Below are 14,823 nucleotides of genomic sequence, written 5' to 3' on the forward strand. Positions count from 1 at the left end.
CACCACCATGGTCACGGCGGCGATCCACCCAACCGGCGAGTGTTACGGTCTGGCCAACATCTTCCTTGCGAAGCTGGCCGCAGTTATGTGTACGTTTCATGGTTGTATCCTTGAAGATAATTTTTTCGGGGCAAAATATAGAAATTAGACGAGAGACGAGAGACGAGAGACGAGAGATTTCTTGTCTAAAATATGTGCGAAGCACCATTATTTCTCTTTAGTCTTTCGTCTGTAGGCATGAAGTGCCGTTCTTTATTCTTGGTTTGTGGTTAGGAATGTAGCGTGTGAAACTATATTTCTATATACTCTTGTTAGTTTTTTTATGGAAAAACATGTCGTTTTGAGCTTACGTCTTGGGTTGAGGCTGTTTCATGGGGCGGCCTTTCTTTATGGTTTTTACTTTTTTAGCGAAGTCCTTAATATAGTAGAATTGTTCCGGTTTCACTGGTTTCTTCCCTTTGCTGCTCTTGCATGCATGACCTTCATTTTTTTTTCAGCCTGTTCTATTTATGTTGTCACGGAAGAAGGAGTTCGATGGCAGTTGATGTTTGGGCCTGCGCTAAGTCCATCGAAAAGACGTAAATTCACGCCATGGAATTACGAAGTACTTCAAGTTCGCGGCATATTTCCTTTCTACTATATGTTTGCTTTTAAAAATCAAGATGATTTTCCTATTACTTCAGAGTGCCAGTCATTTGCAGGTTCTATACTATTTATTTTCTGTAGAAATTTTTTAGACCTCATTATTTTCATAGATGAAAACATCCCGTATGAAAAAATGAACCCTGAATACAGAGATCGAATCTGGCATCTAGCCGACAAATACCGCCGACTGAAAAGCAATCATCCGATAATATATTGGGTATTGAATAACGTTTGAGTTTTGCTTTACATGAACTTCGCTACGATCCTATATTCAACACCGTGTCTGCGATACGCACCTCGCATGTAGTATACGACAGTAGGTCTCGTTGTTCCGTCTGAGAGTTTGGCTGTCCCGTAATACGTGTTGCCGTTGTGTCTGTCGATGTCAACTTCCGTGCATTTGATGGAACTTTTTTTTAAGTTTTCGTTGAGATCATTCATGGCTTGGTCTTTAATCCAACCATACTTATTGGTGGTGAATCCCGAAATGAGCGCCGCCAGAATTTCCGGCGCAGACCAAAATCACGCCTATGGTGCGTAGATTACCCTTATCTGTTTTTTCCTCGGTTCCTCTGAAAAATTTTAAACATTGTTTAAAGAGCAGAATTTCGGCGAAGATTACGATTAAGCTTGAAATGTATGCTTCTAGGTCTTTAATCAAGCTAAAATCAATATATATGGTTCAATACAGGTCTAATGAAAACGGCAATCGCAACGATGTAGATGACGGATAAAAAGAGTGTCCCCGCAGGATCCTTCTTGAACTTTTCGCAGTATCCTTTGGCTTCTTGAATTTTTTCTGCTTCGCTTTTCTCTTTGCGCATTGGAATTTCCTATTTTTTTTTTGTAGGAGTCATGTAAATGAAATTTTCTGTATATTTTATCGCAGCCCTGTTTGTTCTTAATGGATGTTCTTCGGACAATTTGTCTGAAGCCCCCGTACAGGAGCCTGTTGTTGTCAACTGGTCTCTTTCGGGATCTTTTGGCAATGCTACGGTTGATTCCGTAAATGCTGATACCGAATTGCCTAAAATGGTAAACCGTTCAGGTTCCTCGAAGCTCCACATTAATGGATTCGATACTACGTATTTTGAAAAGAAAATTACGCTCCGACACTTACAGGTAAATGCTGGAGCCGAAGTCGACATTGATGACGATGGCAATTTTACATTCGACAATATGGAAGTTTTCGGCTTGTGCGAAAACACGAACTCAATCAAGATTATTCCGAAAGCAAAACGAAATGTATCCCTGAAGCCGGGGTCGTTCATTCTGTATTCTTACAATGAAGGCTATTATCAGTATCAGTAATTTGAACGAAGGAAAATTGTTTTATGAAAAAGTTTATTTGGGTTCTTATCTATTGTGTTTCATTTTGGGGATGTGGTGATGATGTGTCGAACAGTTTCGAAGATCTCCCCACGCCCCCTACGTCGGTGGTCGAAAACAAGGAATCTATCTTTAACGTGGGAATTCTTCATTATAATGGAACCGACGAAATTTATGAATTGTCGACTTCGCAGGATTCCTGGCTTTTCAACGATAAACTGGGCGACAGCACCCGCCACACTATTGAACGTAACTTTTATATCAACAAGCTTATATTCGCTATTTCTCCTTACCACGCTAGCTGTAGTAATCCCAAGTACGTATTCAAGGTAGATGGCAAAGAAGTCAAGACAAGCGAAGACAAATGGGACCGTATAGCAGTTCCACTGCCCGACGAAAATGCACATACCGTCGAGGTATCCGCTCCTTCATGCAGCAACTGGCATGCGACTTTTGATATCGTTCCCTCTGACAAGCCGGGTAAAATATTCAAGCATGTTGACAATTTCTACCTCAGTTTTTATCCAAGGGCAAGGGAATTTCCGTTCAAGAACGGTTCGCTGTTCTTTACCATTACGCCAAGTGTAACAGCAGAATACTATGCTGGCGACACGACGTTGTCCCGCTGCAAGCTGATGGACAAAAAGGGGGACAGCTTGATTGTTCCGGTGACATTCGAAAAGTTCAAAAATCGATTGGGAACCCTAGCCTTTGTAAACGCTGACAGTGCAAAGGTTACGGCCTTTACCGACAATCGTGAAAATTTCTCGTTTGCATGTGCCTTGTATTACCAATCCTGGAAGGTTCCACTCAAGGTCGATTCTGTACAATACTTTCAGCCTGTTTCTGTATCGTTCAAGAAATCTATTGAAGAACCATTTTTTGGTGAGCGCAACGGGCGCATAGACATCGTTCTTGGCAAAGAACTCGTGTCTTACTTTATGGTGGTGCGTATCAAGAAAAGAGGAACGAACGAATTTCTGCACCTCATCAACTACGACTACATTCAAAAAGAAATTTCCACGAAGCCGGAGTGGTTTTTCCCGACGGATGAAAGCGGAAATGTACTTGATATCGATTCTGTGTACGCTTATCTGTTGCCGTTTGTCGCGCCATCTCCTGAAGTCTACCAATCGTGGGATTACCTTTATACGAAATATTCATGGGGTTGCTTAGATGGCAAGTGGTGCCCCGAAACAGAAGATGTCAAAACTGATTTCGACACCTCGCTTGCCAAGATAATCACCAAGTACGATGGATTTTATTCACACACTTGGATGAGCGCTTTTGCATGGAAACGTGAAATTCCGTTGACTCGTGCAGATACCGTTGGGTATAAGGGTGAAAAGTTGGAATTGATCGATGAACGAGATGGTCAAAAGTACAAGTACATGCCTATCGGCGGTCATTTCTGGATGGCCGAAAATCTGAAATATGAATCCGACAGTTCTTCTTGCTACAAAGATTCCGCAAACTACTGCGAAACTTATGGTCGGTATTATCCGTACAGCGAAATTGATTCGGTTTGTCCTAAGGGTTGGAGAATCCCTGTCAAGGCGGACTTTGACACATTGATGCTGCATACCGGGCAAGATTCCGTGAGAAGTACGTCGTATTATAAGTCCAATATAAAACTGATGTCCGTAACAGGTTGGCAAACCGATGTAGGCGAAGACGAATTTGGTTTTAGTGCATATCCTTATGGGGAATCCGATGGCGGAGCAGGATACCGTGCTGCATATTGGACTAAATCGGGTGTCTATGGAGGAAGCGTGTACATATTCCAGATCCTTGCCGGGAATGGTCAAGTACCGCACATTGATTTTTCGCCTGAACCGACGGAGTTTAGGAGTGGACAACAACGAAAGCGAAGTATCCGCTGTATCAGCGACGGCACCTACCCAATATCCAGTTCATCTGTTCCTTTTTCATCGTCAAGTATCCAGTATTCGACATTAACCGACGAACGCGACAATCAGACCTATAAGACGGTTGTCATCGGCAATCAAGAATGGATGGCGGAGAACTTGAATTTTGAAACGGATTCGAGCTGGTGTTACGATACCCTGCCGGATAATTGTGAAAAATACGGAAGACTGTACCAATGGCACGCTGTCGTAGACCGTTCCTACGCTGCATGCGGAATGAGGCACGAATGCACTGTAGAAGATCCTACGCAAGGCATTTGCCCAAGCGGGTGGCATGTACCTTCGTCTGCGGAATGGGATTCACTTGTTGCCTATACGGGAATGCGCACGGGAGGCAAGGAAGGCAGTGGACGTACTTTGAAATCAGAAGAGGATTGGACTGGTTGGACCGGTTTAAATCGTTTAGGATTTAATGCGTTACCTGCGGGATCGAGAGGTTATTCTGTGCATGAGTTCTATGACCTCCATGAGTCTACTGCATTCTGGACATCGACTGCGGAGAAATACGGCATGAGTGCACAACACTATGTTTTCTCGAATACAAGCCATGATGTTTTGGGGTGGGACGCATATAAGGATTCCGGATTTTCGTTACGTTGCGTCAAGAATAAGGAGTAAATTAAAATGGGTCGATTTTACGTCGACAAGTGGCTGCGGTGAATTTTTTGAAAGACTGATTTATCAATTTTGTAAATCGCTTTCCGTTTTGGGGAGCGGTTTTCCATTTTCTGTCGAGGTTTTCCACCTTTTGTCGCTCCTTTTGGTCATTTTATCCCCATTTTTTGCAAGTAAATAATATTTTCGCAATTTTTTAACGAAAAATTTGTCTTTTTCTTTTTTTTGCTAGTATATTCTTTTCTGTGTTTAATGAAAATGCCCTATTTTGGGGTGTTTTTACATGATTGGAGATTTAAATGGCAGAAGATTTGCAAGCTCTTATGGAACGCATCCAGAAGGATGCTGTCGATAAAGCAGAACTCGAAGCAACGTCTATTATTTCAAAGGCAAAAGAAAAGGCAGCCGAAATCGTGAAGGCCGCCGAAGATGAGGCCAAAGCCAAGCTGGAACAGGCCGACAAGGATGCCGTCGCATTTACGGAACGCAGCGAACGCACCTTGGAACAGTCCGCCCGCGATTTGCTCCTTTCGGTGGGCAAGAATCTCGAAAAAATGATTCTCGACCTCCTCAGTCTCCAAATAGAAAAATCTCTTGATGAAACGACAGTGAAGTCGATGCTCCTTGCTATTGCGAAGAGCTACAGTTCCAATATCGATGTCGAATTTTCCGAAGCCGACGCAACAAAGCTTTCTAGCTTTGTGATGGGCGAGTTTGCCAAGCAGCTCAAGGCCGGCGTGAAGGTCGAAAGCGACAAGGGTGTCAAGTTCGGCTTCCGCGTCAAGCTCGACGGTGGCAAGGTCAGCCACGAATTTACAGAACAGGCTATGGCGGAATCCCTTTCTGCCTTGCTCAGACCGCAGCTTGCAAAGATTGTCAACAAGGCTGCCCAGGGCAAGTAAGGCGTTTCGATGAGCAGTCCAGCATATTTGATGGCATCGCTTCCGATGCTACAACTGGGCGACGTTCCGCCCCTTAGCATGGCCGAGTTCCGTGGCCGTTGCGAAGGTGTGCTGGATGCCCCAGAACTTGAAGCGCTCGACGCCCTCTTGGCAGGGACGGAGTGCGATGATGAATTTGTTCGGGAATACCAGTCCCGAGAAACCCAGATGAGAAACGTTTCCGGAAGGCTCCGTGCACAGGCGTGGGGCCCCGAAGTGCGTTTTGCGGAACGTTCTTTTTCTGGTTATGACGTCACTTTCGCAAAGATGATTCAGGACGCGTTCATGAAGTCCAGTCCGCTTGAAAAGGAACAGGATATCGACCGCGCCCGTTTCTGGCTCGTCGATTCCCTTGCCGGTGTGGGCGAGGGGACGGTCAAGCACGTCTATGCTTACGCCATCAAGCTCAAAATTTGCGAGCGTTGGGCGGGTATAAACGAAATTGCGGGTGACAAAGCCGTCATCAATGTTATTAATGCTAACGATCCTGCGTTTAAGCAGGAATGATTGGAGGTCCATTTTCAATGGCTAGTATCGGAAAAATAACCGGCGTGAACGGAAACCTGATTCGTGTCAAGTTCGAAAGCGCCGTTTCCCAGAACGAAGTGGCTTATGCAAAGCTCGTTTCGAAAAACAAAGATGGTAAGGCTGAAATCATTCCCCTCAAGAGCGAAGTAATTCGTATTCGTGGTGATTACGCTGAACTCCAGGTATTCGAGGATACGACTGGTTTAAAGGCTGGCGACGAAGTCGAATTTACTGGTGAACTTCTTTCTGTTGAACTTGGCCCCGGTCTTCTTACTCAGGTGTTTGACGGTTTGCAGAACCCGCTGCCGAAGCTCGCTGATGAATGCGGCTTCTTCCTCCAGCGCGGCAAGTACTTGAAGGCTCTTCCGCGTGATGTGAAGTGGGCGTTTACCCCGGTCGCGAAAGCTGGCGATGTAGTCGTTGCCGGCGATACGCTGGGTACAGTCCCAGAAGGCGTTTTCTCGCACCGCATCATGGTGCCGTTCAAGCTGTTGGGCAAATGGACGGTGGATTACGTCACCTCCGCTGGGGACCGCACTGTTGAAGAAGTCGTCGCTAAGCTCAGCAATGACAAGGGCGAAAAGGTCGATGTGACGATGGTGCAGACTTGGCCGGTCAAGATGCCGATCAAGGCTTTCGAAGAACGCCTCCGTCCGTCCAAGCCGCTTACCATGCAGCAGCGCATTATCGATACGTTCTTCCCTGTGATGCAGGGAGGTACGTTCTGTACGCCGGGCCCCTTCGGTGCTGGCAAGACCGTGCTCCAGCAGCTCATGAGCCGCTACGCCGACGTGGATATCGTGATTTTGGCCGCTTGCGGAGAACGTGCAGGTGAAGTGGTGGAAACCCTTCGCGAATTCCCGGAATTGATTGACCCGCGTACGGGCAAGTCCTTGATGGAACGTACGCTGATTATTTGTAACACGTCTTCGATGCCGGTGGCAGCCCGTGAAGCTTCCGTTTATACCGGCGTGACGCTCGCTGAATACTACCGCCAGATGGGCCTCAACGTGCTCTTGCTTGCTGACTCGACTTCCCGTTGGGCTCAGGCCTTGCGTGAAATGAGTGGCCGTTTGGAAGAAATTCCGGGCGAAGAAGCTTTCCCGGCTTACCTCGAATCTGTGATCGCTTCGTTCTACGAACGCGGTGGCGTTGTCCGCCTCAAGGATGGCAAGACGGGTTCCGTGACGATTTGCGGTTCCGTTTCTCCGGCAGGTGGTAACTTCGAAGAACCGGTGACGCAGGCGACCCTTAAGGTGGTGGGTGCATTCCTCGGCCTTAGCCGTGAACGTTCCGACCAGCGACGCTTCCCGGCAATCCATCCGCTCGATTCTTGGTCCAAGTACGAAGGCATCATCGACAGCAAGAAGGTGGCCGAAGCCCGCCATATCCTCGCGAACGGCGTGGATGTGAACAACATGATGAAGGTCGTGGGCGAAGAAGGTACTTCTATTGACGACTTTGTGATTTATTTGAAATCCGAATATCTGGATGCCGTTTATCTGCAGCAGGACGCCTATAATGAAATCGACGCCGCCTGCTCCGCAGAACGCCAAAAGTACGTGTTCGACAGGATTTACACCATCCTCAAGACTCCGATGAAGTTTACGGAAAAGGATGTCGCCCGTACGTTCTTCCTCAAGCTTACGCAGGCGACCAAGGACTGGAACCGCGTGGCGTTTGATAGCCAGGAATTTAAGGATCTCGAATCCAGTATTTTCGCTTCCGTGAAGGAGGTTTCTCTCAATGCATAATGTTGCTTACCATCGTATTGAACGTATTGCCGGTTCTGTGATTACTTTGAGAGCCGAAGGCGTTGCTAACCAGGAACTCGCCCAGGTGACAAGTTCTTTCGGTACATCTCTTGCCCGTGTTATCCGCATTGACGGCGACTTGGTCGATTTGCAGGTGTTCGCTGGTGCTCGTGGTATTTCGACCGATTCCGAAGTGCGCTTCCTTGGCGAACCGATGAAGGTTCCGTATAGCGAAGCTTTGCTTGGCCGCGTGTTTAATGGTGCTGGCATGCCGCGTGATAACGGCCCGGAAGTCGATGGCGAACGCATCACGATTGGCGGCCCGTCTGTGAACCCAGCCAAGCGTATCATCCCTAAAACGATGGTGCGTACGGGTATCCCGATGATTGACGTGTTCAACACGCTCGTCGTTTCGCAGAAGCTCCCGATTTTCTCGATTGCCGGTGAACCGTATAACGAACTTTTGGCACGAATCGCCTTGCAGGCAGAAGTCGATGTGATTATCCTCGGCGGTATGGGCCTCAAGCACGATGACTACCTCTACCTCAAGGATTACCTCGAAAAGAACGGTGCTCTTTCCCGTACGGTGATGTTCATGCACACTGCATCTGACCCGATTGTGGAATGCTTGCTCGTGCCGGATGCATCGCTTGCTGTTGCAGAAAAGTTTGCGACCGAAGGCAAGAACGTGCTCGTGCTCCTTACGGACATGACGAACTTTGCCGACGCCATGAAGGAAATCGCCATTACGATGGAACAGATTCCGTCGAACCGTGGTTATCCTGGCGACCTATACTCTCAGCTCGCAAGCCGTTACGAAAAGGCTGTCGATTTCGAAGGTTCGGGCTCCATTACGATTTTGGCCGTGACCACCATGCCGGGCGACGACGTGACGCACCCGGTTCCGGACAACACGGGTTACATTACCGAAGGTCAGTTCTACTTGCGCAAGGGCCGTATCGAACCGTTCGGTTCTTTGAGCCGCTTGAAACAGCAGGTGAACGGCAAGACCCGTAGCGACCACCGTACCATCATGAACACGATGATTCAGTTGTACGCGAGCTACAAGGAAACTTTGGAAAAGCAATCCATGGGCTTCAACATGAGTAACTGGGACCAGAAGCTGTTGAAGTACGGTGTGCGCTTTGAAAAGGAAATGATGGACCTTTCCGTGAACATTCCGCTTGAAAAGGCTTTGGACCTTGGCTGGGAAATTCTCGCCGACTGCTTCACTCCAGAAGAAACCGGTATCCCCACCAAGATGATTAATCAGTACTGGCCAAAGAAGTGGTAATATGGCTAAGGTCAAGTTAACTAAAAACGCCCTCAAGGCGGAACGTGACGCGCTCAAACGCTTCCAGCGTTATTTGCCGACGTTGCTTTTGAAAAAGCAGCAGCTGCAAATGGAAATGCGCACGCTCCAGGAGAAGGTGATGGCGAAACGCGAAGAGGAGGATACGCTCCGCAAGGGAATGGCTTCGTGGATTTCGCTGTTTGCCGAACCTATTGAGTGGAAAAAGTATCTCTCGGTGAAGAGTGTCGAACAGGGCGAAGGTAACATTGCCGGCGTGAAGATTCCGACGTTTAGCGGCGTGGAATTCAACGTGAACATTCCGGATTTCTTTACGACTCCGGTTTGGCTCGACGATGGTATCCGCAGCTTGCAAGGCTTGATTTCTCTTCGCCTCGAACGCCGCGTGCTCGAAAAGCAGTACGAACTCCTTTCGAAGGAACTGCGTACCACGAGCCAGCGTGTGAATCTGTTCGAAAAAGTCAAAATTCCCGAATCCAAGGATAACATCCGCAAAATCAATATCTTCTTGGGCGACCAGCAGACAAGCGGCGTGGCCCGTAGTAAGCTTGCCAAGGGCAAGGCTACGGCGAAGGCGCTCGCGCTCGATGCCCAGAGTAAGGAGGTTGCCGCATGATTACTCCTATGAAGAAGGTGACTGTTCTTACGCTCACGAGTCGTAAGGAAGAAACTTTAAAAGCTCTGCGTGAGATGGAAATTATCCATCTGACTCCACTCCAGACGGCTGCGGGTGCGTCGGTCAATGGCGCTAAGGGTGCCGTTGCTCGCGTGCAGAAAGCCATGGAAGTCGTTCCGGATAAGCTTCGCAAAGGTGTAACCCCAGCGACGAAAGGCGCTAGCGGTGTAACGCTTGTCGAAGAAATCCAGACGCTTATTACGGACAAGAAAAATGCCGAAATCCAGCTGGAGCAAGCCAAGGAAGAACTCGAAAAGCTGGGTTCCTTTGGAAATCTCGATCCGAGAACCGTTAAGGAACTCGCTGCGAAGGGCATTTTTGTGCGTCTCTACCTTGCCGATACTTCGAAAGTACCTTTTGAAGTCGAAGACAAGAATGCTTGCAAGCACGTTTTCTGCAAAAACGAAAACGGGACTTACATTGCCGTCTTCAACAAGGGCGAAGCTCCTGCAAAGGTGAGCGGTGCGTTTACCGAACTTTCGATGCCTCTCAAGTCGCTTGAAGAATATCGACTGATTGAAGAAGAAGCTAAGACTACGATTTCTGCTGTCGATGAACGCTTTGCGCAGCTTGCTTCTGTGAAAGGCGACCTCGAAACGCGTCTTAACGAAGTGACTGACCGTTACAATCTCGTCGAAGCTTCTGCAAGCATGCTCCAGAACAAGGAAATCGCAGCTCTTCAAGGGTTCTGCCCGGAGCCGCGTATTGCCGAAATCAAGGCCGCTGCGAAGGCGAACGGCTGGGGGATCCGCGTTGAAGACCCGACGGACGAAGACAACATTCCGACTCTTCTCGGCTACAACAGGCTTTCGCGCCCGATGCAGTGCCTCTATGATATCATTGGCATTTCTCCAGGCTACAACGAAGTCGATGTGAGCTCCGTGTTCCTCTGCTTCTTCAGCATCTTCTTTGCGATGATTGTGGGCGATATGGCTTACGGTCTGTTGTTCCTTGGCATAGCCCTCTATGCGAGAGCAAAAATGCCGAAGGCGAGCAGCGCCGGGTTCCACTTTATCTATTTGATGAGCTGGGCGACTATCATCTGGGGCGCCATCAATGCAAATTTCTTAGGCCTTACGCCGGAACTTGCTGGGTGGAGCTACTACCTCGATATCGCAAACTATAACTTTATCCCGGAAGGCGTGCGCAACGTGCTCTACTGGATTCGCAGCTCTGCTCCGACGGACCCGGCCCGCTTTGAAGCCTACAGGCAGTTCTGCGAAAGCATTACGATCTTGCCGGCTAGCTTTGTGCCGAAGGGCGTTGGGGCATCCCAGATGCAGCACATTCAGTTGTTCTGCTTCTGCATTGCCGTGGTGCACTTGAGCATTGCTCATGCGTGGAACGTCGTCGTGCGTATCAAACGTAAGTCTTCGACGTTCATGGCGCAGGTGGGTTGGCTCATGGGCGCTTGGGTCATGTTCTTCCTTGCATGCAACATGGTGCTTGGAATTGACATGCCTGCGTTCGTCATCCCGATGTTCATCGTGGAAGTGGTGCTTCTCGTGCTCTTTACGGTGCCGCCTAGCCGCCTCAAGCAGGACTTTATCAGCATCCCGATGCTCGTGCTCGACATTGTGAACAGCTTCACCGATGTCATCAGCTATATCCGTCTCTTTGCTGTGGGTATGTCCGGTGCTGCCATCGCCGAAGCGTTCAACGGAATGCTTTCGCCGCTCTTTGGTTCCGCCGTGGGCGTTGCCGGAGCTGCTCTTATCTTGCTCTTTGTGCATGGCTTGAACATTGCTCTTGCCGTGATGGGCGTTGCGGTGCATGCCGTACGTCTTAACACACTCGAATTTTCAAATGGACTTGGCCTTGAATGGAGCGGCTTTGCCTTTACTCCTTTCGCCAAGCAAAAAAATTAAACCAAGGGTTAAATCCCGCTACTTAATGAGGATAATATAATGGAACCGAATACAATGGTGACTCTCGCTAAAATGGGTGCTGCAGCTGCGCTTGGCATTGCGGCTATGGGCTCTGCCCTTGGTTGCGGAACTGCCGGTATGTCTGCTATCACGATGTGGAAGAAGGCTTACGCTCAGGGTAAGTCCGCTCTCTTCACGCTTTTGGTGTTCGTCGGTGCTCCGATTTCCCAGACGATTTACGGCATGTTGCTCATGAACTTCATCCTTTCCAAGGCTGCCGAACAGGGCTTTACCAACTGGGGCGGCTGCCTCGGTGCCGGTATCTTCGGTGGGCTTGGCATGATGGCTTCTGCTTGGTATCAGGGCAAGTCTGCCGCTGTGGCTTGCGATGCTCTCGGTGAAACCGGCAAGGGCATGGTGAACTACCTCATGGTGCTCGGTATCGTCGAAACCGTCGCATTGTTCGTGCTCGTGTTCTCCATGATGGTGCTTTAATCGAAAGAGGTTGCACTTATGGATAACGCACAACTTTTAACGCTCGCAAAGCTTGGTGCGGTGGCGGCCTTGGGCCTTGCCGCAGTGGGTTCTGCGCTGGGCTGCGGGACTGCCGGCATGGCGGCCATCGGCGCCTGGAAAAAGGCGTACCTCAAGGGTAAAAATGCCCTCTTTACGCTGCTCATCTTTGTGGGCGCGCCGATCGCTCAGACGATTTACGGCATGCTCTTGATGATGTACATCTTGAACAAGTCGCAGGCAAATCCGGGCAACTGGGCTGCTTACCTCGGTGTAGGCATCTTCGGTGGCATCGGCATGATGGCTAGCGCTTGGTACGTGGGCAAGTCCGCTGCTGACGCTTGCAACGCTCTTGGCGAAACGGGCAAGGGCCTCGTGAACTACCTCATGGTGCTCGGCGTGGGCGAAACGGTCGCGCTGTTCGTCATGGTGTTCTCGATGATGCTTGTAAGTTAGTCGAAGGACCGCTTCGCTATAGACGAGCGACAAGGGAAAGATCTCTTTTCGAGCGTAGCTTACGATACTTGGCTATTCGTTGCCATAGTAGAGTTATCTTTCTGTGAAGAAGGAATCTACGTGAGAAGTCTAATAAAAAACGGGGCTATGCCCCGTTTTTTAGTTGTAATATAAGTTCATTTAGAAGTAGATGTCTGTTCGAATGTTGATGGATGAGAATAGTGGAATATTTTGATGATTTAAATTCTCATCGTGGCATTGCATTACGCATATACACGCAGAGTACTCGGCTCACTGTATAACCAGACTTGAGAAGTGATTTAAGCAATGGAACTACATTGATGGTAATCCATTCGTTGTCGTCAAAGTGTCCTTTCCAGCATTTGGGGGTTCCGTTGTCAAATACATCGTTGATCATTGATTCGTAGTAAGGAATGAATCTGACGGATAGGACATCTTGTATCGTCTTATTTATTACATCTACAGAACTTGTAAGTCCTGCATCGGTGATAAATGCATTATTGCATCCGAGAATGCTGAAATTTCGGTCCACCCAAAATATCCCAATATTCGGGAAATTGAACAAGGAATTCATTAAAGATTCCTCGACTCCGCTTTTCATCAAGAATGGTATTTCAGGTGACGTTTCTACACGACGTGCTGATCCCATCATAACAATGCGGTCTTCGTCATCAGGTGCGAGGTGGCCTCGGAAATCATACCATACAAGATTTTTTTCGCTATTCCAACAACGGATTTTGAGTGTTCCAAAGCGAGCTTTTTCATTGGCGAGTCGGTTTAATTGGTCTTGTTCATCTAGCAGGCTTGCTTTGTCGTCATAAGCGGCTTGTCCCGATGCTTTCTTTATGCACTCGTTCATGACTCGTTCCAATAATGCAAAGTCTTCTGATGGCATCAAAGAATCTATATTAACGACGTTAACGACGCCTCCAGAGCGAGGAACGTCTCTGTAATCATCGTCCATCATTGGAGTGAGAAGGCTCAATTGGCGGCTTTCAAAATCGAATTTCCACAAGAAATCACCTGTATTACGTAGTAGCGATTTGAGCTTTGTTTCGGCTTCTTCAAGACGATGCTGGTATTCAACAATGTTTGAAATATTCTTGATAAGGCATATATATCGGGATTCATCCATAGAAAGACGTTGATGCTGACAACGCATTTCGAACCATAACATCGTTCCGTCATCTCTTTTGTACGAAAACATGAATGGCATTTCAGGGTGTTTGTCAATATCGTCAAAATATAGTTTGAGACGAGCCCAGTCTTTAGGTGGTAGAATATCTCTGAACAAACGGTCTTTGCTTAAATTGTCAAAAAGCGGATCGGACATGAACTGCGGAAGCGAACTGACAAATTCAAATTTGTCCGAAAGAACGACTATAAATTCACTAAGATTTCCTGCAAAAAGAGTATATAGTTTTTGTTTTTTCCAACTTTCGTGCAATAACAAAATAGTAACTATCAGTAACAGTAAAAGTACCGTACATGCGTAGCACCATCCAACAGACCAGTCTATCGAGTTCATCATACGTTTATAAAATAATCAATTTTACAGGGATGAGACAAGTGGGTAAAGAAAAAAGCCTGCTTGTAAAGCAGGCTTGCAATATTATGCACTGGATCCTGTTGGGGCCAAGCCTCGATAAGATACAATGTAATTCAATGTCAAACTGAGCCTAATCCCCAAAGGCACGAAGTGCCGACCTCATACCTCAAAGGGGCGTAAGCCCTGTGCTCATTACTCAGCGAAGTATGCCTTGGCTTTTTCGACAACGTCTTCGACCTTGACCATGGTGAACTGCTTTTCATTGCGGAACTTCCATTCGACTTCGCCGTTCACGAGGCCCTTCTTGCCGATGGCGATGCGCACCGGAGAACCCCAGAGGTCGGCGTCCTTGAACTTCACGCCCGGGCGTTCGTCGCGGTCATCTACAAGCACGTCGATGCCGGCGGCTTCGAGTTCCTTTTCGAACTTTTCAGCGAGTTCCGTGAGTTCGGCTTCCTTGCCGATGGGGACGATTTCCACCTGGAACGGAGCGATGGACTTGGGCCAAATCGGTCCGAAGTCATCGTGGCTGTTTTCTACGACAGAAGCCATCAAGCGGCCCACGCCAATGCCGTAGCAGCCCATAATAGCCGGAGCGGTCGTCTTTTCGGCGGTGAGGAACTTCGCACCCATGGATTCAGAGAACTTGGTGCCGAGCTTGAAGATGTTGCCCATTTCGATGCCGCGC

At 48.2% G+C, this 14,823-nt stretch carries 14 protein-coding genes; 11 read left to right on the forward strand and 3 right to left on the reverse strand.

Features of this window, described 5'->3' with window-relative positions; all coding sequences use genetic code 11:
* Positions 1 to 322 precede the first annotated feature (322 nt).
* Entirely contained in the window at positions 323 to 880 is a 558-nt protein-coding gene (locus IKG78_RS12225; RefSeq protein ID WP_290943830.1) for a hypothetical protein, read from the forward strand.
* Positions 881 to 1,313: 433 nt separating this feature from the next.
* Here IKG78_RS12225 and IKG78_RS12230 read toward each other — a convergent pair whose 3' ends face one another.
* Complete coding sequence (locus IKG78_RS12230; protein WP_290943832.1) at positions 1,314 to 1,469, reverse strand: hypothetical protein; 156 nt, start codon at positions 1,467 to 1,469, stop codon at positions 1,314 to 1,316.
* 37 nt (positions 1,470 to 1,506) lie between these two features.
* Between IKG78_RS12230 and IKG78_RS12235 the strand changes: the two genes are divergently transcribed.
* The 10 genes from IKG78_RS12235 to IKG78_RS12280 all read left to right on the forward strand — a co-directional run bounded on the left by IKG78_RS12235 (position 1,507) and on the right by IKG78_RS12280 (position 12,565).
* Entirely contained in the window at positions 1,507 to 1,956 is a 450-nt protein-coding gene (locus IKG78_RS12235) for a hypothetical protein (RefSeq protein WP_290943834.1), read from the forward strand.
* 23 nt (positions 1,957 to 1,979) lie between these two features.
* Complete coding sequence (locus IKG78_RS12240) at positions 1,980 to 4,520, forward strand: FISUMP domain-containing protein (protein WP_290943837.1); 2,541 nt, start codon at positions 1,980 to 1,982, stop codon at positions 4,518 to 4,520.
* 296 nt (positions 4,521 to 4,816) lie between these two features.
* Positions 4,817 to 5,419 carry an ATPase gene (locus IKG78_RS12245; protein WP_290943840.1) on the forward strand — a complete coding sequence of 201 codons (603 nt, stop codon included), beginning with the start codon at positions 4,817 to 4,819 and terminating at the stop codon, positions 5,417 to 5,419.
* Positions 5,420 to 5,428: 9 nt separating this feature from the next.
* Positions 5,429 to 5,965, forward strand: coding sequence for a hypothetical protein (locus IKG78_RS12250; protein ID WP_290943842.1), 537 nt, complete (start codon positions 5,429 to 5,431; stop codon positions 5,963 to 5,965).
* 17 nt (positions 5,966 to 5,982) lie between these two features.
* Positions 5,983 to 7,740 carry a V-type ATP synthase subunit A gene (locus IKG78_RS12255; RefSeq protein WP_290943844.1) on the forward strand — a complete coding sequence of 586 codons (1,758 nt, stop codon included), beginning with the start codon at positions 5,983 to 5,985 and terminating at the stop codon, positions 7,738 to 7,740.
* On the forward strand, positions 7,733 to 9,034 hold the full coding sequence (locus IKG78_RS12260) for a V-type ATP synthase subunit B (RefSeq protein WP_290943846.1): 1,302 nt from the start codon (positions 7,733 to 7,735) through the stop codon (positions 9,032 to 9,034). The genes IKG78_RS12255 and IKG78_RS12260 overlap by 8 nt, the downstream gene beginning before the upstream one ends.
* Position 9,035: 1 nt before the next feature.
* A complete protein-coding gene (locus tag IKG78_RS12265) occupies positions 9,036 to 9,668 on the forward strand; it encodes a V-type ATP synthase subunit D (protein ID WP_290943848.1) in 633 nt (210 codons plus the stop codon).
* Positions 9,665 to 11,596, forward strand: a complete 1,932-nt coding sequence (locus tag IKG78_RS12270) for an ATPase (RefSeq protein ID WP_290943850.1) — start codon at positions 9,665 to 9,667, stop codon at positions 11,594 to 11,596. Before IKG78_RS12265 ends, IKG78_RS12270 begins: the two co-directional genes overlap by 4 nt.
* Positions 11,597 to 11,635: 39 nt before the next feature.
* The gene (locus tag IKG78_RS12275; protein ID WP_015732433.1) at positions 11,636 to 12,091 is read left to right on the forward strand and encodes an ATP synthase subunit K; all 456 of its coding nucleotides are present in this window, start codon (positions 11,636 to 11,638) and stop codon (positions 12,089 to 12,091) included.
* A gap of 18 nt (positions 12,092 to 12,109) precedes the next feature.
* Entirely contained in the window at positions 12,110 to 12,565 is a 456-nt protein-coding gene (locus IKG78_RS12280) for a V-type ATP synthase subunit K (RefSeq protein ID WP_290943853.1), read from the forward strand.
* Positions 12,566 to 12,812: 247 nt separating this feature from the next.
* Here the strand turns inward: IKG78_RS12280 and IKG78_RS12285 are convergent, their stop codons facing one another.
* Together IKG78_RS12285 and IKG78_RS12290 are read right to left on the reverse strand one after the other, a co-directional pair.
* Positions 12,813 to 14,117, reverse strand: coding sequence for a PAS domain-containing protein (locus IKG78_RS12285; RefSeq protein ID WP_290943855.1), 1,305 nt, complete (start codon positions 14,115 to 14,117; stop codon positions 12,813 to 12,815).
* Positions 14,118 to 14,327: 210 nt separating this feature from the next.
* A partial coding sequence (locus IKG78_RS12290; protein WP_290943857.1) for a His/Gly/Thr/Pro-type tRNA ligase C-terminal domain-containing protein occupies positions 14,328 to 14,823 on the reverse strand: 496 nt, incomplete at its 5' end.

The sequence above is a fragment of the Fibrobacter sp. genome (assembly GCF_017545445.1).
In the GTDB taxonomy this organism is placed as follows: domain Bacteria; phylum Fibrobacterota; class Fibrobacteria; order Fibrobacterales; family Fibrobacteraceae; genus Fibrobacter.

Coding starts and splice junctions, on each gene's coding strand:
- IKG78_RS12230 (WP_290943832.1), bottom strand. CDS start 1,469: ATGCGCAAAGAGAAAAGCGAAGCAGAAAAAATTCAAGAAGCCAAAGGA.
- IKG78_RS12245 (WP_290943840.1), top strand. CDS start 4,817: ATGGCAGAAGATTTGCAAGCTCTTATGGAACGCATCCAGAAGGATGCT.
- IKG78_RS12280 (WP_290943853.1), top strand. CDS start 12,110: ATGGATAACGCACAACTTTTAACGCTCGCAAAGCTTGGTGCGGTGGCG.
- IKG78_RS12235 (WP_290943834.1), top strand. CDS start 1,507: ATGAAATTTTCTGTATATTTTATCGCAGCCCTGTTTGTTCTTAATGGA.
- IKG78_RS12240 (WP_290943837.1), top strand. CDS start 1,980: ATGAAAAAGTTTATTTGGGTTCTTATCTATTGTGTTTCATTTTGGGGA.
- IKG78_RS12260 (WP_290943846.1), top strand. CDS start 7,733: ATGCATAATGTTGCTTACCATCGTATTGAACGTATTGCCGGTTCTGTG.
- IKG78_RS12255 (WP_290943844.1), top strand. CDS start 5,983: ATGGCTAGTATCGGAAAAATAACCGGCGTGAACGGAAACCTGATTCGT.
- IKG78_RS12225 (WP_290943830.1), top strand. CDS start 323: ATGGAAAAACATGTCGTTTTGAGCTTACGTCTTGGGTTGAGGCTGTTT.
- IKG78_RS12250 (WP_290943842.1), top strand. CDS start 5,429: ATGAGCAGTCCAGCATATTTGATGGCATCGCTTCCGATGCTACAACTG.
- IKG78_RS12275 (WP_015732433.1), top strand. CDS start 11,636: ATGGAACCGAATACAATGGTGACTCTCGCTAAAATGGGTGCTGCAGCT.
- IKG78_RS12270 (WP_290943850.1), top strand. CDS start 9,665: ATGATTACTCCTATGAAGAAGGTGACTGTTCTTACGCTCACGAGTCGT.
- IKG78_RS12285 (WP_290943855.1), bottom strand. CDS start 14,117: ATGATGAACTCGATAGACTGGTCTGTTGGATGGTGCTACGCATGTACG.
- IKG78_RS12265 (WP_290943848.1), top strand. CDS start 9,036: ATGGCTAAGGTCAAGTTAACTAAAAACGCCCTCAAGGCGGAACGTGAC.